This window comes from Cupriavidus sp. BIC8F, assembly GCF_032465815.1.
Taxonomy (GTDB): Bacteria; Pseudomonadota; Gammaproteobacteria; order Burkholderiales; family Burkholderiaceae; genus Cupriavidus; species Cupriavidus necator.
The window spans coordinates 3,096,884-3,121,290 of sequence record NZ_CP136094.1; the positions used below are offsets into that span (position 1 = coordinate 3,096,884).

Annotated in this window: 25 protein-coding genes, 1 pseudogene and 1 riboswitch; of the genes and pseudogenes, 12 read left to right on the forward strand and 14 right to left on the reverse strand. The window is 64.5% G+C overall.

Annotation, left to right across the window (positions count from 1 at the left end; genetic code table 11):
* The first annotated feature begins 16 nt into the window (after positions 1 to 16).
* The 3 genes from RS901_RS14365 (at position 17) to cobF (ending at position 2,442) form a co-directional block, all read left to right on the forward strand.
* Positions 17 to 733, forward strand: a complete 717-nt coding sequence (locus RS901_RS14365; RefSeq protein ID WP_316149447.1) for a cobalt-precorrin-6A reductase — start codon at positions 17 to 19, stop codon at positions 731 to 733.
* 91 nt (positions 734 to 824) lie between these two features.
* Positions 825 to 1,553 carry a precorrin-4 C(11)-methyltransferase gene (gene cobM / locus RS901_RS14370; RefSeq protein ID WP_316149448.1) on the forward strand — a complete coding sequence of 243 codons (729 nt, stop codon included), beginning with the start codon at positions 825 to 827 and terminating at the stop codon, positions 1,551 to 1,553.
* A 118-nt stretch (positions 1,554 to 1,671) separates the two neighbouring features.
* Positions 1,672 to 2,442, forward strand: coding sequence for a precorrin-6A synthase (deacetylating) (gene cobF, locus RS901_RS14375; RefSeq protein WP_316149449.1), 771 nt, complete (start codon positions 1,672 to 1,674; stop codon positions 2,440 to 2,442).
* Positions 2,443 to 2,496: 54 nt separating this feature from the next.
* Here cobF and RS901_RS14380 read toward each other — a convergent pair whose 3' ends face one another.
* On the reverse strand, positions 2,497 to 3,075 hold the full coding sequence (locus RS901_RS14380) for a histidine phosphatase family protein (protein ID WP_316149450.1): 579 nt from the start codon (positions 3,073 to 3,075) through the stop codon (positions 2,497 to 2,499).
* A gap of 207 nt (positions 3,076 to 3,282) precedes the next feature.
* On the opposite strand from RS901_RS14380, the gene RS901_RS14385 reads away from it, so the two are divergent.
* Positions 3,283 to 3,507 (forward strand): CbtB domain-containing protein, encoded by a 225-nt coding sequence (locus tag RS901_RS14385; protein ID WP_316149451.1) that lies wholly within the window; start codon positions 3,283 to 3,285, stop codon positions 3,505 to 3,507.
* A gap of 12 nt (positions 3,508 to 3,519) precedes the next feature.
* Positions 3,520 to 4,236 (forward strand): CbtA family protein, encoded by a 717-nt coding sequence (locus RS901_RS14390; protein WP_316149452.1) that lies wholly within the window; start codon positions 3,520 to 3,522, stop codon positions 4,234 to 4,236.
* A 94-nt stretch (positions 4,237 to 4,330) separates the two neighbouring features.
* On the opposite strand, the gene RS901_RS14395 is transcribed toward RS901_RS14390, so the two are convergent.
* The 5 genes and pseudogenes from RS901_RS14395 to RS901_RS14415 form a co-directional block, all read right to left on the reverse strand.
* Complete coding sequence (locus RS901_RS14395) at positions 4,331 to 5,782, reverse strand: PepSY-associated TM helix domain-containing protein (protein ID WP_316149453.1); 1,452 nt, start codon at positions 5,780 to 5,782, stop codon at positions 4,331 to 4,333.
* Positions 5,783 to 5,792: 10 nt separating this feature from the next.
* Positions 5,793 to 8,003: a TonB-dependent receptor gene (locus tag RS901_RS14400; protein ID WP_316149454.1), complete on the reverse strand. Its 2,211-nt coding sequence runs from the start codon at positions 8,001 to 8,003 to the stop codon at positions 5,793 to 5,795.
* A 34-nt stretch (positions 8,004 to 8,037) separates the two neighbouring features.
* Positions 8,038 to 8,289: riboswitch (cobalamin riboswitch) on the reverse strand.
* 153 nt (positions 8,290 to 8,442) lie between these two features.
* Positions 8,443 to 9,123, reverse strand: a complete 681-nt coding sequence (locus RS901_RS14405) for a hypothetical protein (RefSeq protein WP_316149455.1) — start codon at positions 9,121 to 9,123, stop codon at positions 8,443 to 8,445.
* Between the two features lie 136 nt (positions 9,124 to 9,259).
* Entirely contained in the window at positions 9,260 to 9,925 is a 666-nt protein-coding gene (gene bluB / locus RS901_RS14410) for a 5,6-dimethylbenzimidazole synthase (RefSeq protein WP_316149456.1), read from the reverse strand.
* 260 nt (positions 9,926 to 10,185) lie between these two features.
* Positions 10,186 to 10,576 (reverse strand): annotated as a pseudogene (locus tag RS901_RS14415) (transposase); the annotation flags it as partial.
* A 147-nt stretch (positions 10,577 to 10,723) separates the two neighbouring features.
* Here RS901_RS14415 and RS901_RS14420 point away from each other — a divergent pair.
* Positions 10,724 to 11,104: a hypothetical protein gene (locus tag RS901_RS14420; RefSeq protein WP_316149458.1), complete on the forward strand. Its 381-nt coding sequence runs from the start codon at positions 10,724 to 10,726 to the stop codon at positions 11,102 to 11,104.
* A gap of 50 nt (positions 11,105 to 11,154) precedes the next feature.
* On the opposite strand, the gene RS901_RS14425 is transcribed toward RS901_RS14420, so the two are convergent.
* Genes RS901_RS14425 through cyoA form a run of 7 tightly spaced genes read right to left on the reverse strand, consistent with a single transcriptional unit; the run spans position 11,155 to position 17,711 of the window.
* Positions 11,155 to 11,451, reverse strand: a complete 297-nt coding sequence (locus tag RS901_RS14425; RefSeq protein WP_316149459.1) for a hypothetical protein — start codon at positions 11,449 to 11,451, stop codon at positions 11,155 to 11,157.
* The gene (locus RS901_RS14430) at positions 11,432 to 11,971 is read right to left on the reverse strand and encodes a DUF934 domain-containing protein (RefSeq protein ID WP_316149460.1); all 540 of its coding nucleotides are present in this window, start codon (positions 11,969 to 11,971) and stop codon (positions 11,432 to 11,434) included. Before RS901_RS14430 ends, RS901_RS14425 begins: the two co-directional genes overlap by 20 nt.
* On the reverse strand, positions 11,964 to 13,703 hold the full coding sequence (locus tag RS901_RS14435; RefSeq protein WP_316149461.1) for a nitrite/sulfite reductase: 1,740 nt from the start codon (positions 13,701 to 13,703) through the stop codon (positions 11,964 to 11,966). The genes RS901_RS14430 and RS901_RS14435 overlap by 8 nt, the downstream gene beginning before the upstream one ends.
* Before the next feature lie 27 nt (positions 13,704 to 13,730).
* Positions 13,731 to 14,108: a cytochrome o ubiquinol oxidase subunit IV gene (gene cyoD / locus RS901_RS14440; protein ID WP_316149462.1), complete on the reverse strand. Its 378-nt coding sequence runs from the start codon at positions 14,106 to 14,108 to the stop codon at positions 13,731 to 13,733.
* On the reverse strand, positions 14,105 to 14,737 hold the full coding sequence (cyoC, locus tag RS901_RS14445; RefSeq protein ID WP_316149463.1) for a cytochrome o ubiquinol oxidase subunit III: 633 nt from the start codon (positions 14,735 to 14,737) through the stop codon (positions 14,105 to 14,107). Before cyoC ends, cyoD begins: the two co-directional genes overlap by 4 nt.
* A gap of 2 nt (positions 14,738 to 14,739) precedes the next feature.
* The gene (cyoB, locus tag RS901_RS14450) at positions 14,740 to 16,716 is read right to left on the reverse strand and encodes a cytochrome o ubiquinol oxidase subunit I (protein ID WP_316149464.1); all 1,977 of its coding nucleotides are present in this window, start codon (positions 16,714 to 16,716) and stop codon (positions 14,740 to 14,742) included.
* 2 nt (positions 16,717 to 16,718) lie between these two features.
* The gene (gene cyoA / locus RS901_RS14455; protein WP_316149465.1) at positions 16,719 to 17,711 is read right to left on the reverse strand and encodes a ubiquinol oxidase subunit II; all 993 of its coding nucleotides are present in this window, start codon (positions 17,709 to 17,711) and stop codon (positions 16,719 to 16,721) included.
* Positions 17,712 to 17,878: 167 nt separating this feature from the next.
* Here cyoA and RS901_RS14460 point away from each other — a divergent pair, with 167 nt between their 5' ends.
* Positions 17,879 to 19,273: a PLP-dependent aminotransferase family protein gene (locus tag RS901_RS14460; protein ID WP_316149467.1), complete on the forward strand. Its 1,395-nt coding sequence runs from the start codon at positions 17,879 to 17,881 to the stop codon at positions 19,271 to 19,273.
* Between the two features lie 21 nt (positions 19,274 to 19,294).
* Here the strand turns inward: RS901_RS14460 and RS901_RS14465 are convergent, their stop codons facing one another.
* Positions 19,295 to 20,224 (reverse strand): LysR substrate-binding domain-containing protein, encoded by a 930-nt coding sequence (locus RS901_RS14465; protein ID WP_316149468.1) that lies wholly within the window; start codon positions 20,222 to 20,224, stop codon positions 19,295 to 19,297.
* A gap of 166 nt (positions 20,225 to 20,390) precedes the next feature.
* On the opposite strand from RS901_RS14465, the gene RS901_RS14470 reads away from it, so the two are divergent.
* The 5 genes from RS901_RS14470 (at position 20,391) to RS901_RS14490 (ending at position 24,387) form a co-directional block, all read left to right on the forward strand.
* The gene (locus tag RS901_RS14470; RefSeq protein WP_316149469.1) at positions 20,391 to 21,383 is read left to right on the forward strand and encodes a tripartite tricarboxylate transporter substrate binding protein; all 993 of its coding nucleotides are present in this window, start codon (positions 20,391 to 20,393) and stop codon (positions 21,381 to 21,383) included.
* Between the two features lie 35 nt (positions 21,384 to 21,418).
* Positions 21,419 to 22,630 (forward strand): PLP-dependent aminotransferase family protein, encoded by a 1,212-nt coding sequence (locus RS901_RS14475; protein ID WP_316149470.1) that lies wholly within the window; start codon positions 21,419 to 21,421, stop codon positions 22,628 to 22,630.
* 91 nt (positions 22,631 to 22,721) lie between these two features.
* On the forward strand, positions 22,722 to 23,327 hold the full coding sequence (locus tag RS901_RS14480; RefSeq protein WP_316149471.1) for a glutathione S-transferase family protein: 606 nt from the start codon (positions 22,722 to 22,724) through the stop codon (positions 23,325 to 23,327).
* Between the two features lie 232 nt (positions 23,328 to 23,559).
* Positions 23,560 to 24,051, forward strand: a complete 492-nt coding sequence (locus RS901_RS14485) for a VOC family protein (protein WP_316149472.1) — start codon at positions 23,560 to 23,562, stop codon at positions 24,049 to 24,051.
* Positions 24,052 to 24,132: 81 nt separating this feature from the next.
* Positions 24,133 to 24,387, forward strand: coding sequence for an RNA-binding protein (locus RS901_RS14490; RefSeq protein WP_316149473.1), 255 nt, complete (start codon positions 24,133 to 24,135; stop codon positions 24,385 to 24,387).
* Positions 24,388 to 24,407: the final 20 nt, after the last annotated feature.

Here is a 24,407-nt window from a genome sequence, read left to right on the forward strand (position 1 = left end):
CCGGAAGGCGCGCAGTATGAGCCGCATCCTGCTGCTGGGTGGGACGGGTGACGCGCTGCGTATTGCGCGCACGCTTCCAGCCGGCCATACATACAGCCTCGCCGGCTTGGGCAGGACGCCAGCGGATCTGGCCTGCGCAGTCCGAGTCGGCGGATTTGGGGGCGCTGACGGACTGGCGCGGTATCTGCAGGACAACGGAATCACGCTGCTGGTCGATGCAACGCATCCTTATGCCGCGCAAATCAGCGCGAATGCGCGTGCAGCGAGTCGGGCGTCCGGTGTGCCGTATTGGGCGCTGCTGCGGCCGGCGTGGGTGCCGCAAGCTGGCGACGACTGGCGCGCTGTCGATGACTGGAAGGGCATTGCTGACGCGGTGCGTGGATTCCGTCGACCGTTGTTCGCGATGGGACGGGAGCCGATCGGGCACCTCGACGAAATCCCGGCAGATCAATTCTGGACGATCCGCTGCCTGGATCCTCACAGTGGCAACGCGCGCGCGCGCGTGATCGATGCGCGAGGTCCGTTTTCGCTGGAGGGCGAGCGCGCACTGTTTGCGCGGGACGGCTTCGACGTGGTGATCAGCAAGAACAGTGGTGGCAGCGCGACCGAGGCGAAGCTCCAGGTCGCCCGCGAGCGCAGCATGCCCGTGATCATGGTGAAGCGGCCGGCATTGCCGCAGGCCGATCGGGCCTTCGACGATGTGCCCGCGCTCATCGCCGCCTTGCCGCTGTGACGAATCGGGTCTCATCCGGCCCGCACGCAGCGTTTCAATCAGTCTTTACGCGGTACGTCCCCAGTCGGGCGCGCTGCTTTCGGAGTCTCGCATGACCGTTTACTTCATTGGCGCCGGACCCGGCGATCCGGACCTGATCACCGTGAAAGGCCAGCGTCTCGTGCGCACTTGCCCGGTGATCCTGTATGCAGGATCGCTGGTGCCAGATGCCGTACTGGAAGGCCACTGCGCGAGGCAGGTCGTCAATACCGCCGAACTGGATCTCGACCAGATCATGGCTTTGCTCGAACAGGCGCATCGCGAAGGCGCCGACGTCGCGCGCGTGCATTCGGGTGACCCATCGCTGTACGGCGCGATCGGCGAGCAGATCCGCCGCTTGCGGGCGCTGGGTATTCCTTATGAGATCGTGCCGGGCGTGACGGCCACAGCCGCGTGTGCGGCGACGCTGGGCTGCGAACTGACCTTGCCCGACGTCTCGCAGACCGTGATCCTGACGCGCTATGCGCAGAAGACCGCGATGCCGGAGGGGGAAGCGCTGGCCGATCTGGCCCGGCATCGGGCGACGCTAGCGATCCATCTGGGCGTGCGCCATCTGGCGCGGATCGTCGAGGAACTGCTGCCGCACTACGGCAGCGCTTGCCAGGTTGCGGTGGTATTCCGCGCCAGCTGGCCGGACGAGGAAGTGGTGCGCGGCACGTTGGCGGACATCGTCGAAAAAGTCCGGCCTACCGATCAGTCGCGTACGGGCCTGATTCTGGTCGGGGAAGTGCTCGCGCAGGAAGGCTTTTCAGATTCCACGCTGTACCGCAAAGCGGAGTAATTACGGGTAGCCCGCGATCAGCCGGTAACGCGTGCGGGCGCGACCGCGCGTTGGCAGATGCAGTGCGCGCGGCACTATTTTAGTGAATCGGTCTGAACAGATAACCGGGAGAGGAGTGATGAAACGGATACTGATCATTGGTATCGGCGCGGGAGATCCAGACTATCTGACTATTCAGGCGGTCAACGCGCTCAACCAGGCGGATGTGTTCTTTGTGATGGACAAGGGCGTCGCGAAGGAAAAGCTCATCGCATTGCGGCGGGAGATCATCGAGCGTTATGCGACGACACGCAGCTATCGCATCGTCGAAGCGACCAGCCCGGAGCGCCAGCGCGAAGGCATCGGGTACCTGAATGCGGTCGAGGCGCTGAACCGCAGCAAACAGGAAGTGTTCGAGCACTTGATTGCTGACGAGCTGCAGGATGGCGAATGTGGTGCCTTCCTCGTGTGGGGCGATCCTTCTCTCTACGACAGCACGATGCGGATTATCGAGGAGATCGACCGGAGCGGCCGGCACGCGTTCGAATATGAGGTGATCCCGGGCATCAGCAGTGTGCAGGCGCTCGCCGCGAAGCACCGGATCGCGCTGAACACGATCGGGCAGCCGGTCGAGATTACGACGGGAAGACGGCTTGCGGAAGGATTTCCGGCCAAAGTCGATAGCGTCGTCGTGATGCTCGATGCGCAGAACGCGTTCCGCGAGGTGGTCGACGAAGATCTCGATATTTACTGGGGCGCCTATGTTGGCACACCAGATGAAATTCTCGTTGCGGGGAAGCTGCGGGAGGTCGCGGACGAGATCGAACGCGTACGTGCGGCCGCGCGCGAACAGCACGGCTGGATCATGGATACCTACCTGTTGAAGCGGCGAGGCGAGTCGCAGGAGTGAGAAGGGGAGCCTGCGCGACGGATACGTCCGAGTCTGGAACGCCAGCGCTCCGATTCAGTGTCCTTGAGTCTGACTGCCCAAGGATGTAACGCGCCACCGACCACGGCTTCCTGACAGGGTTGTCCTGGTCAGGGGGGCGACCTCGAGCTGCCAATAGGCCTGGATTGGCGCGTTGAGCACATGGAGCACGATGGCCTTGACGACACTTGCGTGCGCAATCACCAGCGTATCGCCGTCAGGCCAGGGATATTGGTCGATCCAACATCCTACGCGCTCGCAGAATGCGCGAATCGATTCGCCGCCGTGCCCATTCATGTCTGCATCGGATAGCCATTCTGACAGTTCAGCCGGCTCCGCGGCTGCCACGTCCTTCAGCAGCAGTCCGCTCCAGCGTCCATAGGCAACCTCGCTCAAAGCGGGCTCGACGCAATGCTCCAGGCCCAGCGCCTGCGCCGTCTGCCGCGCGCAGCGCGCCGGGCTACATAGCACCCGCCCGGGACGCCCGAAAGCGCCGGCAAGCGCCGCCACCTGCTCGGTTTGCCCGGCATCCAGCGCCTCGTCGGCAGGGAACCGTCCCGCGCGCAGTCCGACCGTCGCCGGGACACACAGCAGCGTGATGCCGGCAACTGGCATCTGCCGCGCCGTAGTGCTTTGATTTGGCGGCATGTCGCTCTAGAATGTTCGCAAATTCGATTGAGGAGAGCCGGAGCGGGTCCGGCGAGGTCGCATCACTGTATCTCATCTGACGCGCTGCATCTGCGCGCAGGCTAGTAGGTCAGATTACTCCCATCGCTGCCACATCCATCCCCGGCGGGATGCGTCAACTTCAAGGAGCAGCTCATGCACGCCAGCGCCACCCTCTCACCGGCCCACTTGCCGGCCATCGAACCGGTATCGATCCCTGTCCGCGAGTTGCTGCCGTGGGCGGTCTTCGGCAGCATCCTGCTACTTCTCGCCATTTACTTCGTGGGTGTCGAAGAAGGGGCGGCTGCGATCTTCAATACGATGTACGTCCACGAGTTCGTCCACGACGGGCGGCATCTGCTCGGCTTCCCCTGCCACTGAGGAAGCCTGTTCATGGTGAGAGATCTTCTGGTCCGCGGCATGATCGCGGGCTTCCTGGCCAGCTTGCTGGCTTTTGGATTTGCCAAGGTCTTCGGTGAACCCCAGGTAGAGGGCGCAATCGCCTTCGAGGAACAGATGCAGCAGGCGATGGGCGGCAGCCACCAGCACGAGATGCCAGAGCTGGTCAGTCGCGACGTGCAGTCCGGCCTCGGTCTTTTCGTCGGTCTGGGGGTGTTTGGTAGCGCGGTGGGCGGCCTGTTTGCGCTCACCTTCGCCTATGCCTACGCCCGCATTGGCGCCCTCGGGGCGCGGGCCACGTCCGCGCTGCTGGCCTTGCTCGGCTATGTGGCGATTGTGCTGATCCCCTTCATCAAGTACCCACCCAACCCGCCGGCGGTCGGCGATCCGTCCACCATCGGCCTCCGGACCGCACTGTTCTTCACGATGATCGGCTTCTCGCTGGTCGCGATGGTGGTGGCGATCATAGTGGCGCGCAAGCTCGTGGCCCGTGTGGGCTCCTGGTACGCGGTTCTGGGTGCGGGCGCGGTATTTCTGGTACTGGTCGCCGTGGCGCAAGCGCTGCTGCCAGAGGTAAATGAAATCCCCGAGCACTTCCCCGCCGTGTTGCTGTGGCGCTTCCGCGTCGCTGCCATTGGTATCCAGACGGTATTGTGGGCCGCGCTTGGCTTGATGTTCGCCGACTTGGCTCAGCGCTTGCTGAAGCGCTAAGCGGCACCAGCCTCCCTGCCTTTCGCCGGGCGAGGCTGTGAGGTTTTCAAGGCAAGCGCTGAAGTCGCTTACCAGCGACTGCAGCGTGCCGGTCTCAGCGCCGGCGCAGCCTTTTCCAGCCCACCACCACGCCGCTGACTGACATCACCTGCCCGATCAGCGATAGCGCCCACATGACGAGGTCCCACATGGGGCGATGTTGCGTCAGCCAGACAAAATCCCAATTGTGCGCGGCGTTGAACAGCCAGCGGTACGTGCGCCGACTGTCATCGCTGCGGCCAATCACCTGGCCAGTCGTGGGGTCAAGATAGGCCCAGGTGTGGTCAGCATCGTCGAAGCCCACGCGCAGCACCGGAAGCCTTCGCACATGGTGATGACTGTACCAATAGGCATCTGGCTCGCCCTGCATCGCGCTGGTGGCGATGCCTGCATCCGGCATCAGAGCGCCCGCGGCGTTCGTCAGCGTCGCCTGGTCCCACTGTACCTGCGCGCCGCTGCGCGGGTCGAGCACACTCATTTGGCCGTCGCGCGTGGAAGCCAGCAGTATCGGTTTGCCGCCTACCCACGTCATGCGTACTTCGTGCGTCTGGAGGTCCGATGGCATGGCGCGCCAGTCAGGCGCGGGGAACGTTGCATCGGCATGGCCAGCGTAGCGCATCAGCGCCGCGCCGTCGAAGCCGCGCCCGTTGAACCACTGATTCGGATTGACCGAGAGCCAGCCGCTGACCAGCCAGAACAGCAGGAACAGCGCCCCGCCCAGTCCTGCCACGTGATGCCACGCCATCCAGCCGTGGTACGGCGAGATGCCGCCCACGCTGCCATGCGCAAAGCGGCGTCGCACGCGCAAGCGCAGCCAGCCGATCCAGATGCCAGTCACCGCCACCACGATGCAGGGCCCCGAGGTCCACAGCACCACTTGCCGCCACAGCGGCGGATCCTGGCGGACCGGTGTGAAGTAGAGCCAGTGGGAAACGGAGCCCAGCCAGTTCCAGAAACGCTCGGCACGGTTCGTATCGCGCATCACCTCGCCGGTCTTGGCGGAGACGTAGAGTTCGGTGCCTTGCCCGTCGTCAATCGCGATGCGGTGCAGGGGCCGCCATGCGTTGAGGCCGTTTGGCACCGTCCATTGGTCCCGCTCGGCAGTCTCCACCCAGCGCGCGGGCTTGCCGGCGAACCGCTCGGCCGTGGCGCGCGCAGTCTCGGCATCGATCTGTCCGATCACCCGGCCGTCCGTGGCCGAGACCGTATGCGGCTGCCCCTTGGCGTCGATCATCCGATAGACGGGGAGGGTGCCCGCCATCTCGATCCGCAGGCTGCGCGGATGGGCGGACAGGCCCGCGGCTGCCATCGCGGCGTCCGGCGTGGTGACGATGGCGCCGGTATCAAGCGCCGGCAGGCCCGCCAGCCTTTCGCTGTCGTTCAGCACGGGAAAGGCCACGTACATCATGACCAGGCCCGAGCCGAACCACATGGCAATAAGCAGGCAACCGGCGATGCCCATCCAGCGATGGATCAGATACAGCCATCGCTTGGTTTTGCGCCACACGGTCCTGGCCTCAGAAGTAGAAGTTCGCCGACAGCTCCGCTGCCCGCGGCCGGCCCAGCAGCCATTGCTGGCCGCCGTTCGAGACCGCCTCGGCATAGGCGCGGTTGAACAGGTTGTAGACGCGCAGCGTCAGGGCTGCCTGCTTCGTCACACGCCAGGAGAGTGCGCTGTCGACGACCGTATAGCTGGGCACGCGTATACGGTTGGCATTGTCGGCATAGCGGCTGCCCACGTAGCGCAGGCCCGTGCCGAATTGCCACTTCGGCAAGAAGTTCCAGGTCAGCCAGGCATTGGCCGCTTGCTGCGGCACGCCTGTGGGCACATTGCCGGCACGCGAGACGAGCATGCCACCGACAGACTCGTTGAAGTCATCGAAGCGAGCACGTAGCACGGTCCCGTTGACATCCAGTCGCAGGCCGCGCAGTACTTCCACACTGGCCGATGCCTCCAGGCCCCGCGACGACTGCTCGCCAATCTGCTGTGTGATGGTCGGATCCAACGGATCGCGTGAGAGCAGGTTGTTCTTGCGGATTTCATAGGCCGCGAAAGTCCACTCGCCGCGCTTGTCCCAGAACACTTGCTTGATACCCGCTTCCACCTGCTTGCCGGTGGCCAGTTGGAAGCCGCGCTGTGCGTCGGACGTGGTGATCAGCGCGCCCAGGGGGTCCGTGGCCGTGGCGTACTGCGCATACACCGACAGATTCGGCGTGAACTGGTAGACGGTCCCCACGCGCCAGGTGGTGTTGGCGAACGTCTTGTCCCACGAGGTTCCCGCCACCAGGTCAGTACGCGTCAGCGACGCATCGTCGAAACGCACGCCGCCAATGACCGACCATTGCGGAGTCAGTGCCAGTCGGTTTTCACCGAACAGTGCGTACTGCGTGGTGTTGGTCCGCAGCCGCGGCAAAGTGACCACGCCCGGCGGGCTGAAGAACAGGCCCGGGTCGAAGTTGTACGCATCCACCGTCGACGTGCCGCCATACGGGGAGTTGTTGGTGTGCGTGAAATTGATCTTGTTGACGTCGAAACCAATGGTAGTCGTATTGTCCAGACCCAGCAGCTTGCTGCGCACGGTCATGTCGGCGCGATTACCGATCTGCTCCTGGTCATGCAGGATTTCCAGATAGTTCGTGCGGCGCACCTGGTTCGTCGCCGGCACGTAAGTGTAGGTCTCGCTGTCCCGCCAGTGGCGATGGCTGGTCAGGTAGTAGAACTGGTTGCGCACGGTGACGTTGTCGTTCGGCGTCCACTCGGCATTCAGGCGCGTCCACTGGTCGCGATAACTGATATGGGCATCGCTGACGTTGTAGTTCTTCTTGCGCAACGAGGGGTCGAAGCTGCCGTTGACCAGCGGTGTGCCGAGGTACTGCTGCGGGTGCGGGGTGCCGTCGTCGTAGGACAGCGTCAGGTTGAAGTCGCGCGTCACGTCCAGGCGCACCGAGGCGGATACCATCAGGTTGTTGGAGTCGCCCCGGTCCACCCATCCAGCCGAACGGTTGTAGGCCGTGGCGAACCGGTAGGACAGGTTGTCGTTGACCTTGCCGCCGCTGTCGAACGCCACGCGCGCCGTCTTTTCGGTGCCGCCCGTGATCTGCAGTTCGTTCTCGATCGGGCCCTGGAATGGCTTCTTTGGCACGACGTTGATCACGCCGCCGATTGCCCCCTCGCCATACATGACGGAAGCGGGCCCGCGCAGCACTTCGATGCGGTCGACCGACCATGTATCGAAGGGGAAGGTCACCGTGCCGGACGCCACGTACATGCGTGTGCCGTCGAACAATTGCATGACCGAGCCCTGGCCTGCAAAGCCACGTGCGCTCAGGGCGGTGCCGCCATTGCCTGGTGCCGGATTGGCGGTGATGCCTGTGGCACGCGTCACGGCCTCGCGCACGCTCTGGTCGCCGCGCGCGCGGATCGTGTCACCACTGATGACCTCCACGCTCGCGGGGGTCTCCAGCGGTGTCAGGCCCATGCGGCTGCCTGTACTCTGGGGTTCTGAGAGCGCCATGCCGGGCATGGATGTCTCGCTGACCAGAACGGGCGGCAGCGCGGTCTCGTGGTCGTCAGCCGTCTCTGCGGCTAGTGCATACGGTAGGTTGAGGCCGGCGATCGTGCCAAGCGAGGCGGCCACCAGGTGCTGGCGACGTCTGCGCGTGACGCGCAGCACAAGGTCGGCCGCGCGCGAGCGGCCAGCGGAAAGCGCAAACAAGTTGTCGTTCATCGTGCTGCCGAGCGACCCCGCCCGGGCAAAGAAATGGCGATGATGACCACAGGCCGGTATCCGGGCTTGCAGGGTGGAAGCATTGCTCCCGGGAGTTTTGTCGCCTTCCCGCGCAATCCATCTGCGGCGCAGTGACTGTCGCCCGCTTGGCGCGGGCGAACGTGACAATTCCCAAAACCTGCTGACCGTTGCGGGGGCAGCACAGGCATAACCACGTTGCGTGGCGCACCTGTTTCCCGTTTAACCCGGGCCGTGAGGCCTGGGCACCTGCGATCGCGGTTGGCGCGCATTGTACTAGTAATTTGACGTTACAAAGCGTACTTGGTCGTGGGATCGGCAAACGGGCGGCTGCAAGATGTCTGATACGACCGTGTTGAAGCGGGGCCCTTCGAGGCGCCTTATCGAGGGGAAACGAGGTAGTAAAAAGGAGGATCGACGCTTAGCAGGGCGTGGTTTCGCCCTCTGTCGAGTCCGCGGTCTCCTGCATCCACTGGTTGCCGGCGATCGTCCACCCTCGGGCGCGCAAAGGCTCGAGGAATTGCTCGCGCAGTGGCTGCAGCCTCTGTGAGTCCTCGACGCGCCAACCGAGCTCCGCTGCTGCGGCATCCCCAAGTAGCTCCTTGGCGGCAAGTGTGGCCAGCCTACGCACCAACAGCTTACTTTGCCCAATGGACTCGGCGGTCTGGGTAAGGCTAGTCCCGTGGAGCAGCGATAGAAACACCGGCACGCATGCAAGCCGATAAGCCTCCATCGAATCCATTTGTCCGTCTACGGCATCGGAAAGCCAATCGATGGCTGGCGTCAGGTCTGGTGCTGGAAGATGGATCGGCGTGGGCGCTTTCTTTTTTCCCTGGCGCAAATTGTGGACCTCAGGCAACCATATGGAGGCATGCGCCCAGAGTGCTTCAAGCGGTGGCAGGCGTTTGTAAGGGTTCTCGACGGCTGGCCGGTCAGCCTTGTTCATCTGCCGCCATATCTCGCGGAGGATGCGCGACACGGTTGCCCGCACTCGCCACGGTGGCAGCAGATACTGCTTGCCAACTTGGTCATAGGTGCTGCCATTTACTACTGCCTCAAACATATCCAGCTCAAGCTGGACGCGCGCCTTACTGGTGGTCATCGAACTGCTTACATCCCTTGATGGGGCGCATTATAGAGGCGACGTCCGTTCCTACTCTCACTTGAGCGTCCGATGTCGCGTGTTGGGTCGAAGCTTCGCTTTCGGCGAGATGCGGGCACTCTTGCACTTCTTGCGGTCAACGGAGGGGAGCGGCGGCCCAGCGATTTTCGAACAACATCTCTTCTAGTGGTTGTCGCTCGGCCCATTTCTCCTGCTCTAACATGGGTTTTTCGTAAAAGCCGTCGACATGTCCAAGGCAGAGTATGGCCACAGGCTTGGCGCCAGGCGGCAGCAGCAGTAGTCGACCGAGTTCAGCGGGGTCGAACAAGGAGACCCAGCCCATGCCAATTCCTTCCGCGCGGGCCGCGAGCCAGAGGTTCTGGATGGCACAAGCAACAGACGCCAGATCCATCTCCGGCAGGGTGCGCCGGCCGAAGATGTGCCGCTCTCGTCCGTCCATCAGGGATGCGACCAGTATTTCTCCGCAATCCAGGATGCCTTCCACCTTTAGTCGCATGAACTCGTCCCGCCTTTCGCCAAGAGCGTGAGCAGTTCGCTGTCGTTCGGTGTCGACCAATGAGTGCAGGCGCGCTCTGAGGCTTCGATCCGTGATGCGGATGAAACGCCAGGGTTGCATGAACCCGACGCTGGGGGCCAGGTGCGCGGCATGCAGCAAGCGTTTCAGGACTTCGGGGTCCAGGGGTTCTGGACGGAAGTGGCGGATGTCGCGCCGCTCGCGGATGGCACGGTAGACCGCGTCGACTTCAATGTCGCTGTAACGAAAAGGGCTCGTGGCTTGCATAGCTTGGAGTTCGGGCGGAGATTGCCAGCCTAGAGGACTGCTTCCTGGCTGGTCATGTGATTTGGCAGGGGCGAAAGTCCCGAGACTGGTCTGGTTCCGCTGGCTGGGGGTGGCCGCTTAGCATATCATCCGCGCGGCTAAGGCCCCGCTCCGCAATCGCAATGACCCGCTGTAGCAGCGCGTCTGTTGTCCACGACGCGTATTGAGGGTATTTGCGCTGGCAGTACCCGATTATTGATCCGGCATTCATGAACTTGAAATCAGGCCGCATACTTCACCGAATGATGCTGAAAGTAACGTCGAATGCGTTCGGGCTGTTTCTGGGCACTGCGCAGATGGCTCGACGCAGCCTTGACGAGTTGCAGCTTGGTGCGAGCCGGTGCCCGCGAGGTGACGGCTTGCTTGATATCGGCGTTGTCCATCTCGTCGGGTGTTCCGGGCTGTCGCTGGGCAGGTAAAACACCTCGATTTGCTCGACGTGCCGGGCGAGCCAGGCCTTCACCGGCTTGCTGTGACGCACCCTCAGGCTATCGAGAATCAGGAACACCTTCATGCCCGCGTCCTTGACCAGACGGCGGAGAAAGTCGATCAAGATACGTTGAGCGCCCCCTCGAAGATCTTCCAGCGCATCTTGCCGCGATTGGTGACCGTCCGCGCTCGACCGCCGCTCCCGCAGCCAATGCCGGGGCGCAATGTCATGAGCGGGCCGTAAGCTGCACTTCCGGCATGGCCTGGCCAAGAACTTGCTAGGTCAATGCATAAGGTCGCAAGGCGACAGCCATCCGTTTGGGAGGATCTATGCAGCATGCACGTATCACCGCGCACAGGGGGATTCTGGTCGTCGAGCTGTTACCTGACCAGGAGATCAGAGAGGCCACCTCGACCAACAAGCTCCGCAACCTGGCCACGGTCATTCATGACACAGGGCGGCACCTGGGGGTTTCCGAGGAAGCCCTGGCGCTGCTGAAGATGGTGAAGCGCGGCCTGGACGCCATTGGCGACTTCGCGTGGTTCCGTAGTGACGACGGGAGAGATCATTTTGCGTGGCTGGGCGGCCCGAAGCGGCTGGTGAATCCCGCCGCAGTGGCGGCTGCCCGGAGCTACGCGATACTTGCGCACCGCGTCATACCGAACGAGGTGCCAGAGGGCGCCAGGAGGGCCATCGAAGCCAACTTTTGAACGCGCGGCATCGCTCCAGGCCGGGCCGATCTTTCGAATGATCCGCGCAGCTAGAATGAGGGGAGTGTGGAGCGATACCTTTCCCAGAGCTCTTGCAGCATGGATTCCGAAGGCGGTGTGATTTCAAAACCGGCGACGTTTCCGAAGACGCCGAGAATGCGAGCCCTGAACGAAGCCATATCTGTCGTCGCCTTCGGTGAGCGCTGCGCGATATCGATAATCGTATGCAGTTGCTCGCCCGAGAGTTCGGCGATAGCGGACCAAAAGCTATCAGGCTTTGCATAGGGCTGGACGGGCATCTTTCGTATCGGCGCCAGGCAGCGCTTGCTATCGGCTTGCGGGGCCATAGCTGCGCTGATACGTCGACGAGAACGTGGCCAGCGCGCGCAATGCCGCTGCCGGATCGTGCCCGGGCTTGAGTGCAAAGCTGTTGAAACCGCAACGCGCCAGGTAGTGCACGGTGTCGATCATCACGTCACCCACGGCGCGCAGCTCTCCGGCCCAGCCTAGCTGGTGCCGGAGCAGTTGTGCGATCGAATAGCCACGACCATCCGTGTAGACCGGGAAATCGATGGCAATCATCGCGATGCCTGTCGGATCAACGGCCGTGGCACCGGGTTCCAGCAGGGTCTGAGGCTCCGCGTCCGGCGACAGGTAGACCGCGAGCGGATACTGCCGCAGCCGATACCGCTGGCGGTGGGTGATCCAGTTCTCCAGTGTCACCAGGTAGCCGGGCTCGTCGGGCGGGCAGGTGTTGTCGGCGTCTTGCGCATCCCCGATGTGAGCGAGCCAGTTATCCGCGATCAGTCGTCCGTCACGGATGACGTTGTGCCGGTCCTGCCCGGCGCAATGGTCCTGGTCAGGCATTCACCACCTCCTGGCGAGCTCGCCGCGCGCCGCTGTCAGGGTCCGGGTACACCGCGCGCTGGAATGGTTCGATGCCGATACGGCCAACCACGTCGACAAAGCGTTCGGCTTCGCTGTCCCGATGCGACAAATAGGTCTCGATCAGTCGTTCTACCACATCCGGAACCTGCTCCTGGGCAAAGGACGGCCCGATGATGCGGCCGATGGCTGCGCCGCCGGCCGCCACACCATCCGGGCGGCGCTGGCCGTCGGCGCCGTTCTGCCGGCCGCCGATGGTGATCTGGTACCAGGCTTCGCCGGCCTTGTCGACGCCGAGGATGCCGATGTGGCCGATATGGTGGTGGCCGCAGGAGTTGATGCAGCCAGAGATGTTCAGGTCCAGCTCGCCGATGTCGTGTACATGGTCGAGGTCGTCGAAGCGCTCCTGGATGGCCTGCGCAAGAGGGATCGAGACCGCATTGGCCAGCGAGCAGAAGTCGCCCCCGGGGCAGGCGATGATGTTGGTGATCAGGCCCACGTTCGGCGTGGCCAGCCCGGCGGCGTCCAGCGCTTGCCACAAGGCGTGCAGGCCGCTGCGGCGGACATCGGCAAGGATCAGGTTCTGTTCATGCGACACGCGCAGTTCGCCGAAGCCGTGGCGCTCGGCCAGGTCGGCCATGATTTCCATCTGCTCGGCAGTGATGTCGCCGGGCGCCTGGCCCGCGGCTTTCAGCGATGCCGTGACGGCCGCGTAGCCAGGCACCCGGTGCCGATGCACATTGCTTTTCAGCCAGAGGCGGAAGGCGCGGTCGGACTTCGCCAGTTCGGCTGACTCATCCGGTTCGTCGGCGGCCGCGGCTTCATACGGCGGGATCGTGAAGCGCTCGGCGATGGAGGCGACAAAGCCTTCGGACACGGTGTCCGGCCCCCCGCGGATGCGTTGCCACTGCTCGTCCACCTGCGCACGGAATACTTCCGGGGTCAGGTCCTTCACCAGGATCTTGATGCGCGCCTTGTACTTGTTGTCGCGGCGGCCGTGCAGGTTGTAGACGCGCAGCGTGGCCTGCAGGTAGGTCAGCAGGTCCTGCCAGGGGACGAAGGGGTTGATCAGCTTGCCCACCATCGGCGTGCGGCCCATGCCGCCACCTACCCAGACCTTGAAGCCGGCCTGGCCGTCCTGTTCAACGGCCTGCAGCCCGATGTCATGGACGCCGACCGCGGCCCGGTCCGTCTGCGCGCCACTGATGGCAATCTTGAACTTGCGCGGCAGGAAGGCGAACTCGGGATGCAGCATCGACCATTGCCTGACGATCTCGCACCACACCAGGGGGTTCACCAGTTCGTCGGGCGCAATGCCGGCAAAGTGGTCGGTGGTGGTATTGCGGATGCAGTTGCCGCTGGTCTGGATCGCGTGCATCTGCACCGTGGCCAGCTCCGCGAGAATGGCAGGCGCATCCTCGAGCCGCGGCCAGTTGAACTGCAGGTTCTGGCGCGTGCTGAAGTGCCCGTAGCCGCGGTCCCAGCGGCGCGCGATCTCCGCGAGCTTGCGCAACTGCCGCGACGCCAGCATGCCGTAGGGAATCGCGACGCGCAGCATGGGTGCATGGCGCTGGATATAGAGGCCGTTCTGCAGCCGCAGCACGCGGAACTCATCCTCGGTGAGCTGGCCGCTCAGGAAGCGGCGGGTCTGGTCGGCAAACTGCACGACGCGTTCGTCGACGAGCTTCTGGTCAATGGCGTCATAGACATACATGGTGGAAAACCTCCTTGCGCGCGAGCGCTAGTCTTTTGCCCGGGCCCGTTCGATGGACATGTCGGTCGGCATCATGTTGATATCGGCGTTGTGCATCACCCACAGCGAGCCGGCCACGACGATCACGATCAGGAAGCCGGTACAGGCAAAGATGGCGGTGTTGCCGCGCTGGCCGGGACCGGTGCCCAGATGCAGGAAGTACACGAGCTGCACCAGCAGTTGCGCGACACAAAGGCCGACGACCAGCGCAATCGCGACCTGCTTTGGCAGGGATCCGGTCATCACTGCCGCGAACGATGCTATCGTCAGCGCGACCGAAAGCAGCAGTCCGATGGTGTAGCTGCGCACGCCGCCGTGCGCGGCCGTCTGGTCCGCATGCACCGAATGAAGATGGGACGATTTCATGCGAACTCCCGCAGGTAGACGAAGGTGAAGACGCAGATCCAGACCAGGTCCAGGAAGTGCCAGAACAGGCTCAGGCAGGCCAGGCGGCGGCGCACGATATCGTCCAGCCCGAAATGCCTGATCTGGTGGATCATCACCGCAAGCCACAGCAGGCCAGACGTGACATGCAGCCCGTGCGTGCCGACCAGCGTGAAGAAGGCCGACAGGTAGGCGCTGACGCCGGGGCCCGCGCCCTGGTGCAGCAGGTGCGCGAACTCGTAGACCTCCATGGCGATGAAGAGGGCGCCGAGCGCGAACGTCACCGCCAGCCAGCGGATCATCCGCGGCGCGTCATCGACACCCTGCCTGAGCATGGCCAGGCCGAAGGTATAGCTGCTCAGCAGCAGCACCATGGTTTCGGCGAACACGAACGGCAGCTCGAACAGTTGCCGCCCGCCGGGGCCGCCGGCAGTGTTGCCGGAGAGCACGCCGAAGGTGGCGAACAACACCGCGAAGATCAGGCAATCGCTCATCAGGTAGAGCCAGAACCCCAGCGGAGTGTGCGCGCCGGCTTCGTGATGGGGGTGCGCTGCGTTGTGGGCCGCCTCGTGCCCGGGGTGGTGCAGGGTAGGGGAGAGAGTCGGAGTCATGGTCAGGCAGCTTCCTGCAGTTGTGCAAAGCGCGCGCGCTCGATCCGCTCGACTTCGGCGGCCGGCACGTAATAGTCCACGTCGCGGTCATAGCTGCGCACGATGAAGGTCGCGATGGCGCCGACCAGGCCGACGGCGGCGACCAGCCACATGTGCCAGACCAGCGCGAAGCAGCACAGCAGCCCGAACGCCGACACGATGAAGCCTGCCGAGGTGTTGCGGGGCATGTGGATGTCTTGGTAGCGGGCCGGCTGGCGCCATGCGCGCCCGGCTTCCTTGTCGTCCCAGTGCTGTTCCAGCGAGGTGATATGCGGCACGTGGGCGAAGTTGTAGAACGGCGCGGGCGAGGCGGTCGACCACTCCAGGCTGCGGCCATCCCACGGGTCGCCGGTCAGGTCCTGGTTCTGCTTGCGGTCGCGGATACTGACCGCGAACTGCACGATCATTGCCAGGATGCCGGCGCCGATGACGAAGGCACCGACCAGCGCCACCACCAGGTAGGGATGCCAGTCGACGTTGGCATAGTGGTTCATCCGGCGGGTCATGCCCTTGAAGCCGAGCACGTAGAGCGGCATGAAGGCCAGGAAGAAGCCGGCCAGCCAGCACCAGAACGACACCTTGCCCCAGAACTCATTCAGCTTGAAGCCGAACACCTTCGGGAACCAGAAGGTGATCGCGGCCAGGCAGCCGAACAGCACGCCGCCGATGATCACGTTATGGAAGTGCGCGACCAGGAACAGGCTGTTGTGCAGCACGAAGTCGGCCCCGGGAATGGCGAGCAGCACGCCGGTCATGCCGCCGACCGCGAACGTCACCATAAAGCCGATGGTCCACATGGTCGAGGTATGGAAGCGGATCCGGCCGCGGTACATGGTGAACAGCCAGTTGAACAGCTTGACGCCGGTGGGGATCGAGATGATCGAGGTCATGATGCCGAAGAAGGCATTGACGTTCGCCCCGGAGCCCATGGTGAAGAAGTGGTGCAGCCAGACGAAGAACGACAGCACGCCGATCGAGGAGGTGGCGTACACCATCGACTTGTAGCCGAACAGGGGCTTGCGCGAGAAAGTGGCGATGATTTCGGAGAAGGCGCCGAACGCCGGCAGGATCAGCACATAGACCTCCGGGTGGCCCCAGATCCAGATCAGGTTCACGTACATCATGGCGTTGCCGCCCAGCTCATTGGTGAAGAAATGCATGCCGAGGTAGCGGTCGGCGGTGAGCAGGGCGAGCGTGGCGGTCAGGACCGGGAAGATCGCCACGATCAGGATATTGGTGATCAGGGCGGTCCAGGTGAAGACCGGCATCTTCATCAGGTTCAGGCCCGGCGCGCGCATGCGCAGGATCGTGACGATGAAGTTGATGCCCGTCAGCGTGGTGCCAAGCCCGGAGATCTGCAGCGACCAGATGTAGTAGTCAACCCCTGGCGTGGGGCTGTAGCCGAGCTCGGACAGCGGCGGGTAGGCGACCCAGCCGGTGGCGGCGAAGTCGCCGACGAACATCGACATCATCACCAGCACCGCGCCCATTGCCGACATCCAGAAGCTCAGCGAATTGACGAACGGGAAGGCGACATCGCGCGCGCCGATCTGCAGCGGCACGATCACGTTCATCAGGCCGAGCACCAGCGGCGTCGCGACAAAGAAGATCATGATCACGCCGTGCGCCGTGAAGATCTGGTCGTAGTGGTGCGGCGGCAGGTAGCCCGCGGCATCGCCGTACGCGATCGCCTGCTGGGCGCGCATCATGATGGCATCGGCAAAGCCGCGCAGCAGCATCACCAGCGCCAGGATGATGTACATCACGCCGACCTTCTTGTGGTCGACCGAGCAGATCCAATCGTTCCAGAGGGTCTTCCACTTGCCGTAGTACGTGATGGCGCCCATCAGTGCGATGCCCAGCACGATCACGACGGCCAGCGTCCCCATGATGATCGGCTCATGGAGAGGGATGGCGTCCAGGTTGAGTTTTCCAAGCATTCTTATTGCTCCATGCGGCCAGCGGGCGCCGACGGGACGCGCTGGAAGGCCTGCAGAGATTCCGGGGTGTCCGCGCGGCAGATCTGGCCGTTTGCCAGCATGTATTTGTCGACGACCTGGTCGAACAGCTTCGGCGCGACGGTGGCATACAGCGTCACGGGGTCCTTGCTGCTGGGCAGTTCAAGCGTGCGGTAGGTCTTCAGGTCGAGCGCCTGGGACGAAGCGCGGGCAGCCTGGATCCAGGCATCGAACTCCTCGCGCGAGGTGGCCAGGGTCTTGAAATGCATGTCCGAGAAGCCCGGGCCGCTGTAGGCGGCGGACTGGCCGAGATAGATGCCGGGGGTGTCAGCGATCAGGTGCAGGCGCGTCTGCATCCCCGCCATGGCGTAGACCATGCTGCCGAGCTGCGGGATGAAGAACGAGTTCATCATCGATTCCGCGGTCAGCCGGAAATTGACCGGCGTGCCGACCGGGATCGCAAGCTGGTTCAGCGACGCGACGCCGTATTCCGGATAAATGAACAGCCATTTCCAGTTCAGGGCGATCACATCGACCTGGATCGGCTTGACCTGCGATTCCAGGGGGCGATAGGGATCGAGCTTGTGCGTCGAGTCCCAGATCAGCACCGCCAGGCAGGCCACGATCACGCAGGGGATGCCCCAGACCACGACCTCGATCTTGGTGGAGTGCGCCCATTTGGGGGCATAGGTGGCGCTCGTATTGGTTTCACGGTAGCGCCAGGCGAACCACAGCGTCAGGACGATCACGGGGATGACGACCATCAGCATGACGAACAGGGAGATCAGGATCAGTGACTTTTCCTGTTCCCCGATGCTGCCCCTGGGGTTGAGCAGTTCCAGGTTGCAGCCGCTCAGCAGGGCGGTCAGGCAGGCGCACAGCAACAGTGTGGGAAGGCGGCGCTGCGGGCCGGGGGATGGGCGGGGGAGCGGGCCTTGTCGATTCTTGTCTGCCGGCCCGGCAATAGGTTTGAGCATTTCGGACACCTTGGTTACGGATCACCGAGGGTTCCCGGCCACGCGCTCCGATTCAAGTGCTGGCTCAGCCCCGCGCGGGCGTGGTTTGTATGGATTCCCTCGGTGATGTCTGGCATGCTAATGCAAGACAAAACCCATACATCGAAGAAATCTACCGGATGAAATCCATGCAAGGAACCGATGTCCGCGCCGAAGTCAGTGCCAAATGGGATCTGGAGATCACAACGGGTAGCGGTGCGCGCTACTTGCAGATCGTGGACTTTATCGAGCGGGCGATCGGCGAAGGCCGGCTGGTAGCCGGCGACCGCGTGCCGCCACAGCGCAGCCTGGCCAAAACCCTCCGCGTGGACCTGACCACCGTCACGCGCGCCTACAACGAGGCCAAGCGGCGGCACCTGATCGATGCCCGCGGGGCGCTCGGCACCTTCATTGCCGCGCCGCGGGCGGAGTTGGCGCGGGTGATCGACATGAGCATGAACGTGCCGCCGCCACCGGCGGGGCTGGATTTCCAGGACCTGTTGCGGCGCGGCCTGTCGCAGGTGCTGCTGCATAGCGACCCGCACCTGCTGATGACCTACCAGCTCGGCGGCGGCAGTGCTGCCGACCGGTCGGCCGGAACCCTCTGGCTCGCGCAGATATTCGGGCCCATCGCCACTGGGCGGCTGGTGGTGTGCCCGGGCGCCCAGGCTGCGCTGGCCGCCGTGATCCTGGCCAGGACCCGGCCGGGCGATGCGATCGTGAGCGAGCCGCTGGCCTACCCCGGCATTCGCGCGGCCGCGGCACAACTCGGACGGCGTGTGATCATCGCGCACGTCGATGCCGACGGGATGCTCCCCGACGCCCTCGAAGCGGCCCGTGCCGACGGTGCAACGCTGGCCTACCTCAATCCGACGGCCCAGAATCCCACTACACACACCATGCCGGCCTCACGCAGGGAAGCTATTGCCAGGGCCGCGGCGCGCTGTGATGTCACCTTGCTGGAGGATGATCCCTACTGGCTGCTGACGCCGTCAGCGCCGCCGCCGCTGTCCAGCTTCGCTCCCGACCGCACGTACTATGTCTCGACCCTGTCCAAGACGCTCAGTCCGGGGCTGCGTACGGCGTATGTCATGCTGCCCGAGGGCAGGCGCGGCGACGATCTGCTGGCATCGCTGCGGGCCTTCGCCCTGATGGCGGCACCGATGACCGCCGCCCTGGCGACCCAATGGATCCACGATGGCTCGGCCATGCAGCTGCTCGACGGCATCAGGACCGAAGCGTTGGCGAGGTGCGCGCTGGCAAGCCGATGGCTGAGCGGGATCGGCCAGCTCCCGCCCAGCGCCATCCACGCATGGCATCGCTTGCCCGAGCACTGGTCGGCGCAGCAGCTCACCCGGGCCGCGCTGGCGGAGGACCTGCGCGTGACGCCGTCTGACGCCTTCTGGGAGGGGCCCAACGCGCCGAATGCCATCCGTATCTCGCTCGGTGGCGTGGAGGATCGCGCGCAACTATCGGCTGCGCTGCGCAGGCTGGCCGCATTGCTGGAACGCCGGCCGACGCCGGGTCTGGAAATGGTGGTGTGAGTTGCGGCGTGCGTCGGCTGGCTACCTGCCCGCATCGTCCGCAGACGCAGACTGTTTTGTCGCAAACTCGCCCGCGGCTTCCAGCAGCCACTCGCGCAGCCGCTGCATCGCCTCACTCATCGGCCGCGTATCCGGCGAGACCAGGTGATACGCGCTCGTGGAGCGCTGCGAATGGGCGACGGGCATTACCAGTTGGCGGTTTGCCAGGTATTCCCCCACGAGGAAGCGCGGCACCAGACCAACGCCCAGTCCGTTGCGTGCGGCGGCGATGACCATGGAATGGTGGTCGAAGCGTGCACCGCGCATGGCGTTGACGTCGTCGATGCCGGCCGCTTCCATCCATTGCTTCCAGCCGAGAATGCGCGTGGCGAGGTGCAGCAGCGGGGACCGGGCGATGTCATGCGGGGTGATCCGTTTTCTGCCGCCGAAATAGTCCGGATGGCAGACCGCTACGGATTCTTCGTCGAACATCCGGTCGGCACGCGCGCCGGGATAGACGGCCTCGCCAAAGTGAATCGCCGCGTCGTAGGGCGTGCCGTCGAACAGGAAGATGTCGGACTGCGCGCTGATATTGACGACGATCCCCGGATGGCGCGCATAGAAGGCCGGTAGCCGCGGTATCAGCCACTCGACCGCCAGCGTGGGCACGCAGGCCAGCTCGACGGTGCCGCCCGCGCCCTCGTGCGCCATCAGGTCGAGCGTGTCGCGCTGCAGCTTGCGCAGCAACTCCCGCACCTGCCCGCTGTAGAGCGTACCGGCCGCCGTCAGCGTGATGCGCTGGTTGGCGCGGTGGAACAGCTGCACGCCCAGCAGTCCTTCCAGCGACGCAATCTGGCGCGACACCGCGCTCTCGGTGATAAACAGGTCCGCCGCCGCGCGGCGCAGGTTCAGGTGCAGCGCGGCCGCCTCGAAGGCGCGCAGGCTGGACAGGCTGGGGAGTCGTTGCCGCATCGGGGAAAGGCTCAGTTGATGACTTTAGATCATCATCCTATACGGAAATCTCGCTTGAAAGCTTGGAGTTGATGAGAAATCATTCGATCCTTGCGTTGCCGCCTCTTTTCGGCATCGTCATCACCACAACCTCATAACGACAACCATCAGGTAGACAGGAGACTGCATGAAACACTTGTTCAGCGCGCTCGCCGCCGGCGCCCTTGCATGCGGCGCGACCATGCCCGGCATTGCCGGCGCGCACGAGTTCCCGGCCAAGCCGGTGCGCATCATCGTGCCGTACCCGCCGGGCGGCACCACCGACATGGTGGCCCGGCTGATCGGTGAGCAACTTGCCACGCAATGGAAGCAGTCGGTGGTGGTCGACAACCGCCCCGGCGCGGGCGGCATCGTCGGCACCGGCACGGCGGCCAAGTCCACGGCGGACGGCTACACCCTGCTGATGGGCTCGGTGGGCGAGTTCGGCATCAACCCGGCGTTGTACAAGAAGCTGCCCTATGATGCCGACGCCGACTTCGCGCCGGTCGCGATGGTGGCGCGCGTACCCAACGTGGTGGTGCTCTCGCCGGCGTTTGCGGAACGCGCCCGCGTGCAGACGCTGCCCGAGTTCATCGCCTACCTGAAAGCCAATCCGAAGCGCGTCAACATGGCGTCGGCCGGAAACGGCACGTCCACGCACCTTGCGGGCGAGCTGTTCCAGCGCATGACTGGCACGGAGATGAGCCACGTCGCCTACAAGGGCAGCAGCCCGGCCATCTCCGACCTGATGGGCGGCAGCGTCGACGTGATGTTCGACAACCTGCCGGCGTCGCTGCCGTTTATCCGCTCGGGCAAGCTCAAGCCGCTGGCCGTGACCACGCCGGCGCGCTCGTCGGCGCTTCCGAACGTGCCGACGGTCGCCGCCGCGGGCCCCGTTCCCGGCTTTGATGCCAGCCCATGGTTCGGCCTGCTTGCGCCGCGCGGGGTGCCCGCCGCGGTGGCGCAGAAAATCAGCCAGGACCTGACGCGCGTGCTCAGCGAGCCAGCCGTGCAGGCAAAAATGCGCGAGCTGGGCGCGGAACCGGCGCCCAGCTCGCCGGAGGCGTTTGCCGACGTGTTGAAGAAGGACCGCCAGAAGTGGGGCGAGATCGTCCGCCTGTCCGGTGCTTCGGTGGACTGAAGCACGCCCATGTCCAGCACGCTCTGCCTCCGCTCATGATTTCCGACGCCGCTTATCCCTTCGTCGCCGCGCTGCGCGACCCGGCAGGCTCGCCGATCCGGGAACTGTTCAAGTACCTGTCCGACCCCGGGATGATCTCGTTCGCCGGCGGCTACCCGTCTGCCGCGCTGTTCGATGTCGACGGCATTGGCGCGGCGTCGGCGACGGTGCTGCGCGAGCGGCCTGCCGAATGCCTGCAGTACGGCGCCACCGAAGGCACGCCGGCGCTGCGCCAGGCGCTGGCGTCGTTGATGGCCGGGCGCGGTGCGCCTGTGACCCAGGACGAACTGCTCGTGACCAGCGGCTCGCAGCAGGGCTTCGATTTCCTCGTGCGAGCGCTGGTCGAGCCCGGCAGCGTGGTGCTGGTCGAGGAGCCGACCTATTCCGCGACGCTGCAGGCATTGCGGCTGGCCGGCGCCGACATACGCGGCGTGCCGTCTGATCACGACGGCATGGACGTGGGTGCACTCGAAGCCATGCTGGCCGACCCATCGTTGCGGCCCCGGCTGGTCTATACGGTGCCAACCTTCGCCAACCCCACCGGTGCAACGCTGTCCTCCGCTCGCCGGCTGCAGCTGCTGAAGCTGGTGGCGCGGCACCGCGTGGTGCTGGTCGAGGACGATCCCTACGGGGCGCTGAGCTTCGACGGCGCACCGCCGCCTTCGCTGCTGGCGCTGTGCGCGTCGGTACCCGAGGCGCGGCCGTGGCTCGTGCACCTGGCCAGCCTGTCGAAGACGCTGGCCCCCGGCCTGAGGATCGGCTGGATGGTCGCCGCGCCCGAGATCGTGCGCCGCGCGGTGATTGCCAAGCAGGTATCCGACCTGTGCACGCCGCCATGGATCCAGCTGGCCGCGGCGCAGTATCTGGAAGCGGGCCGGCTGCCGGCACAGGTCGCGCGGGAAGTCGCGGCCTATCGTGACAAGCGCGACCAGCTGGCGGCGGCGCTGCGCCAGGCCTTTGGCGAGCGCATCCGCTTCGCATCGCCGGCGGGAGGGATGTTCCTCTGGGCCGCGCTCGATGGCATCGACGATGCTGCTGCACTACTGCCGCACGCGATCGCGGAAAAGGTGCTGTTCGTCCCGGGTGCCGGATTCTATGTGGAGCGGCGCCAGCGCGCCGCATTCCGGCTGTCGTTCGCGAGCACGAACCTGACGCAGATCGGGGAGGGCGTCGCGCGGCTCGCGCGGGCGGTTGCGCGGGCCGGATGAGGGCACCCGCGACGGAAGCAGTTTGTGGCAGCCGGCGGATGCTATCCTGCTGCGGTCGAAACCATACGGCCGAACGCGGCAGGAGGACGGTATGACCATGACGCTCTACTACAACCCCCAAAGCCGCGCCTCGGTGGCGCGCTGGATGCTGGAGGAGGTCGGGGCTGACTACAAGCTGCGGCACATCGATTTCACCAAGGGGGAGAGTCGCTCGCCGGAGTTCCTGGCGATCAACCCGATGGGGAAGATTCCAACGCTGGTCTTGCAGGATGGCACGGTCCTGACCGAGAACGGCGCGATCATCGCCTGGCTGGCGGATGCCTTTCCGCAGGCCGGGTTGATGCCGCCTGCAGGCTCGTCCGCACGCGGCACGGTGCTGCGGTGGCTGTTCTTCTGCGGCAGTTGCTTCGAACCCGCGCTGACTGACCGGATGATGCGCAAAGAGGCGCCGCTGCCGAAGCAGGCGGTCGGCTGGAGCGACTATGACGATGTGATCGACTCCATCGAGAAAGCCCTGACTCCCGGCCCCTTCGTGCTCGGCGCGACCTTCAGCGCGGCGGATGTCTATCTCGGTGCCTCGCTGGCATGGGCGGGGAGATTCGGTGCGCCCCGCATCAGCGAGAGCCCATGCATCCAGGAGTACATCAAGCGGATCACCGCGCGCGACGCGTTCGTGCGCGCGGCGCAAGCCCAGTAAGACGCGACCAGTCCTGCGGCCTCAGTCCGGCGCAAGGTTCGCCTGACTGATCGCCTCGCCCCAGCGCGGGGTCTCGGAGGGCACCAGCCTGCGCCTGCCACCGGAATGTGAGACATTGGAGTCCCGACGACGGCATCCCATGCATCCGACAGACCAGGGTCAAGCGATGTGGACGATTGCGTTGTCCGGACGGTGGTGGATTGCCGGTGCTCGACTCTCCAGGAGACACATCATGCAAAGCAAGAACACAATCTGCTTGTGGTACGACCACGACGCCCTTGATGCCGCAAACTTCTACGCTGAAACATTTCCCGACAGCGCTGTCAGCGCTGTCCACCGTGCGCCGGGCGACTATCCCGACGGCAAGCAGGGCGATGTCCTGACGGTCGAGTTCACCGTCGCCGGCATTCCCTGCCTCGGGCTGAACGGCGGCCCGCATTTCAAGCACAACGAGGCCTTCTCTTTTCAGATTGCGACGGACGACCAGGCCGAAACCGACCGCTTGTGGAATGCGATCGTCGGCAATGGCGGCCAGGAAAGCGAATGCGGCTGGTGCAAGGACCGGTGGGGACTGTCATGGCAGATCACCCCGCGCGCGCTCAGCGCGGCGATCACCGACCCCGACCGCGCGGCGGCCAAGCGCGCATTTGACGCCATGATGACGATGAAAAGGATTGATATCGCCACGATCGAGGCGGCACGGCAGGGAAGAAGCCCATCCTAGAATTGAGGTAGCGGGTCTCAGCGCCAAACCGCAAGGGGGGCTGGGGCAGGGCCGCTTTTCCATCGACTGGGAGAGACCATCATGAGTCGTTTGCTGCTAGGCAACATCGAACCTGGCACCTCGGACGAGGAAATCGCGGCCTTCCTGGAAAAGTATGGGTTTCCCCCGTTCGACAACCTCGAACATGAGGACGGCGATGGTTCGCAGCCTGCCGTGCTGCTGACCTATGGCAACCTTGACCCCATGGTGCTGGGCAAGTTGCAGCAGCGCATCCATCATATGTACTGGAAGAAGCGCGAATTGACCGCCTCTATCCTGCATGACCGCTTTGCGTGAGCCGAAGCTGCCTTCGGATG

What these genes read in the sequence shown, in the direction of transcription:
- cyoA (WP_316149465.1), bottom strand. Translation starts at nt 17,711, where the DNA reads ATGCTCAAACCTATTGCCGGGCCGGCAGACAAGAATCGACAAGGCCCG.
- RS901_RS14365 (WP_316149447.1), top strand. Translation starts at nt 17, where the DNA reads ATGAGCCGCATCCTGCTGCTGGGTGGGACGGGTGACGCGCTGCGTATT.
- RS901_RS14480 (WP_316149471.1), top strand. Translation starts at nt 22,722, where the DNA reads ATGACCATGACGCTCTACTACAACCCCCAAAGCCGCGCCTCGGTGGCG.
- RS901_RS14485 (WP_316149472.1), top strand. Translation starts at nt 23,560, where the DNA reads ATGCAAAGCAAGAACACAATCTGCTTGTGGTACGACCACGACGCCCTT.
- RS901_RS14385 (WP_316149451.1), top strand. Translation starts at nt 3,283, where the DNA reads ATGCACGCCAGCGCCACCCTCTCACCGGCCCACTTGCCGGCCATCGAA.
- RS901_RS14425 (WP_316149459.1), bottom strand. Translation starts at nt 11,451, where the DNA reads ATGGCCCCGCAAGCCGATAGCAAGCGCTGCCTGGCGCCGATACGAAAG.
- cyoB (WP_316149464.1), bottom strand. Translation starts at nt 16,716, where the DNA reads ATGCTTGGAAAACTCAACCTGGACGCCATCCCTCTCCATGAGCCGATC.
- RS901_RS14435 (WP_316149461.1), bottom strand. Translation starts at nt 13,703, where the DNA reads ATGTATGTCTATGACGCCATTGACCAGAAGCTCGTCGACGAACGCGTC.
- cyoC (WP_316149463.1), bottom strand. Translation starts at nt 14,737, where the DNA reads ATGACTCCGACTCTCTCCCCTACCCTGCACCACCCCGGGCACGAGGCG.
- RS901_RS14475 (WP_316149470.1), top strand. Translation starts at nt 21,419, where the DNA reads ATGATTTCCGACGCCGCTTATCCCTTCGTCGCCGCGCTGCGCGACCCG.
- RS901_RS14460 (WP_316149467.1), top strand. Translation starts at nt 17,879, where the DNA reads ATGCAAGGAACCGATGTCCGCGCCGAAGTCAGTGCCAAATGGGATCTG.
- RS901_RS14400 (WP_316149454.1), bottom strand. Translation starts at nt 8,003, where the DNA reads ATGAACGACAACTTGTTTGCGCTTTCCGCTGGCCGCTCGCGCGCGGCC.
- bluB (WP_316149456.1), bottom strand. Translation starts at nt 9,925, where the DNA reads ATGCAAGCCACGAGCCCTTTTCGTTACAGCGACATTGAAGTCGACGCG.
- cobM (WP_316149448.1), top strand. Translation starts at nt 825, where the DNA reads ATGACCGTTTACTTCATTGGCGCCGGACCCGGCGATCCGGACCTGATC.
- cyoD (WP_316149462.1), bottom strand. Translation starts at nt 14,108, where the DNA reads ATGAAATCGTCCCATCTTCATTCGGTGCATGCGGACCAGACGGCCGCG.
- RS901_RS14470 (WP_316149469.1), top strand. Translation starts at nt 20,391, where the DNA reads ATGAAACACTTGTTCAGCGCGCTCGCCGCCGGCGCCCTTGCATGCGGC.
- RS901_RS14380 (WP_316149450.1), bottom strand. Translation starts at nt 3,075, where the DNA reads ATGCCAGTTGCCGGCATCACGCTGCTGTGTGTCCCGGCGACGGTCGGA.
- RS901_RS14465 (WP_316149468.1), bottom strand. Translation starts at nt 20,224, where the DNA reads ATGCGGCAACGACTCCCCAGCCTGTCCAGCCTGCGCGCCTTCGAGGCG.
- RS901_RS14490 (WP_316149473.1), top strand. Translation starts at nt 24,133, where the DNA reads ATGAGTCGTTTGCTGCTAGGCAACATCGAACCTGGCACCTCGGACGAG.
- RS901_RS14430 (WP_316149460.1), bottom strand. Translation starts at nt 11,971, where the DNA reads ATGCCTGACCAGGACCATTGCGCCGGGCAGGACCGGCACAACGTCATC.
- RS901_RS14420 (WP_316149458.1), top strand. Translation starts at nt 10,724, where the DNA reads ATGCAGCATGCACGTATCACCGCGCACAGGGGGATTCTGGTCGTCGAG.
- RS901_RS14390 (WP_316149452.1), top strand. Translation starts at nt 3,520, where the DNA reads ATGGTGAGAGATCTTCTGGTCCGCGGCATGATCGCGGGCTTCCTGGCC.
- cobF (WP_316149449.1), top strand. Translation starts at nt 1,672, where the DNA reads ATGAAACGGATACTGATCATTGGTATCGGCGCGGGAGATCCAGACTAT.
- RS901_RS14405 (WP_316149455.1), bottom strand. Translation starts at nt 9,123, where the DNA reads ATGACCACCAGTAAGGCGCGCGTCCAGCTTGAGCTGGATATGTTTGAG.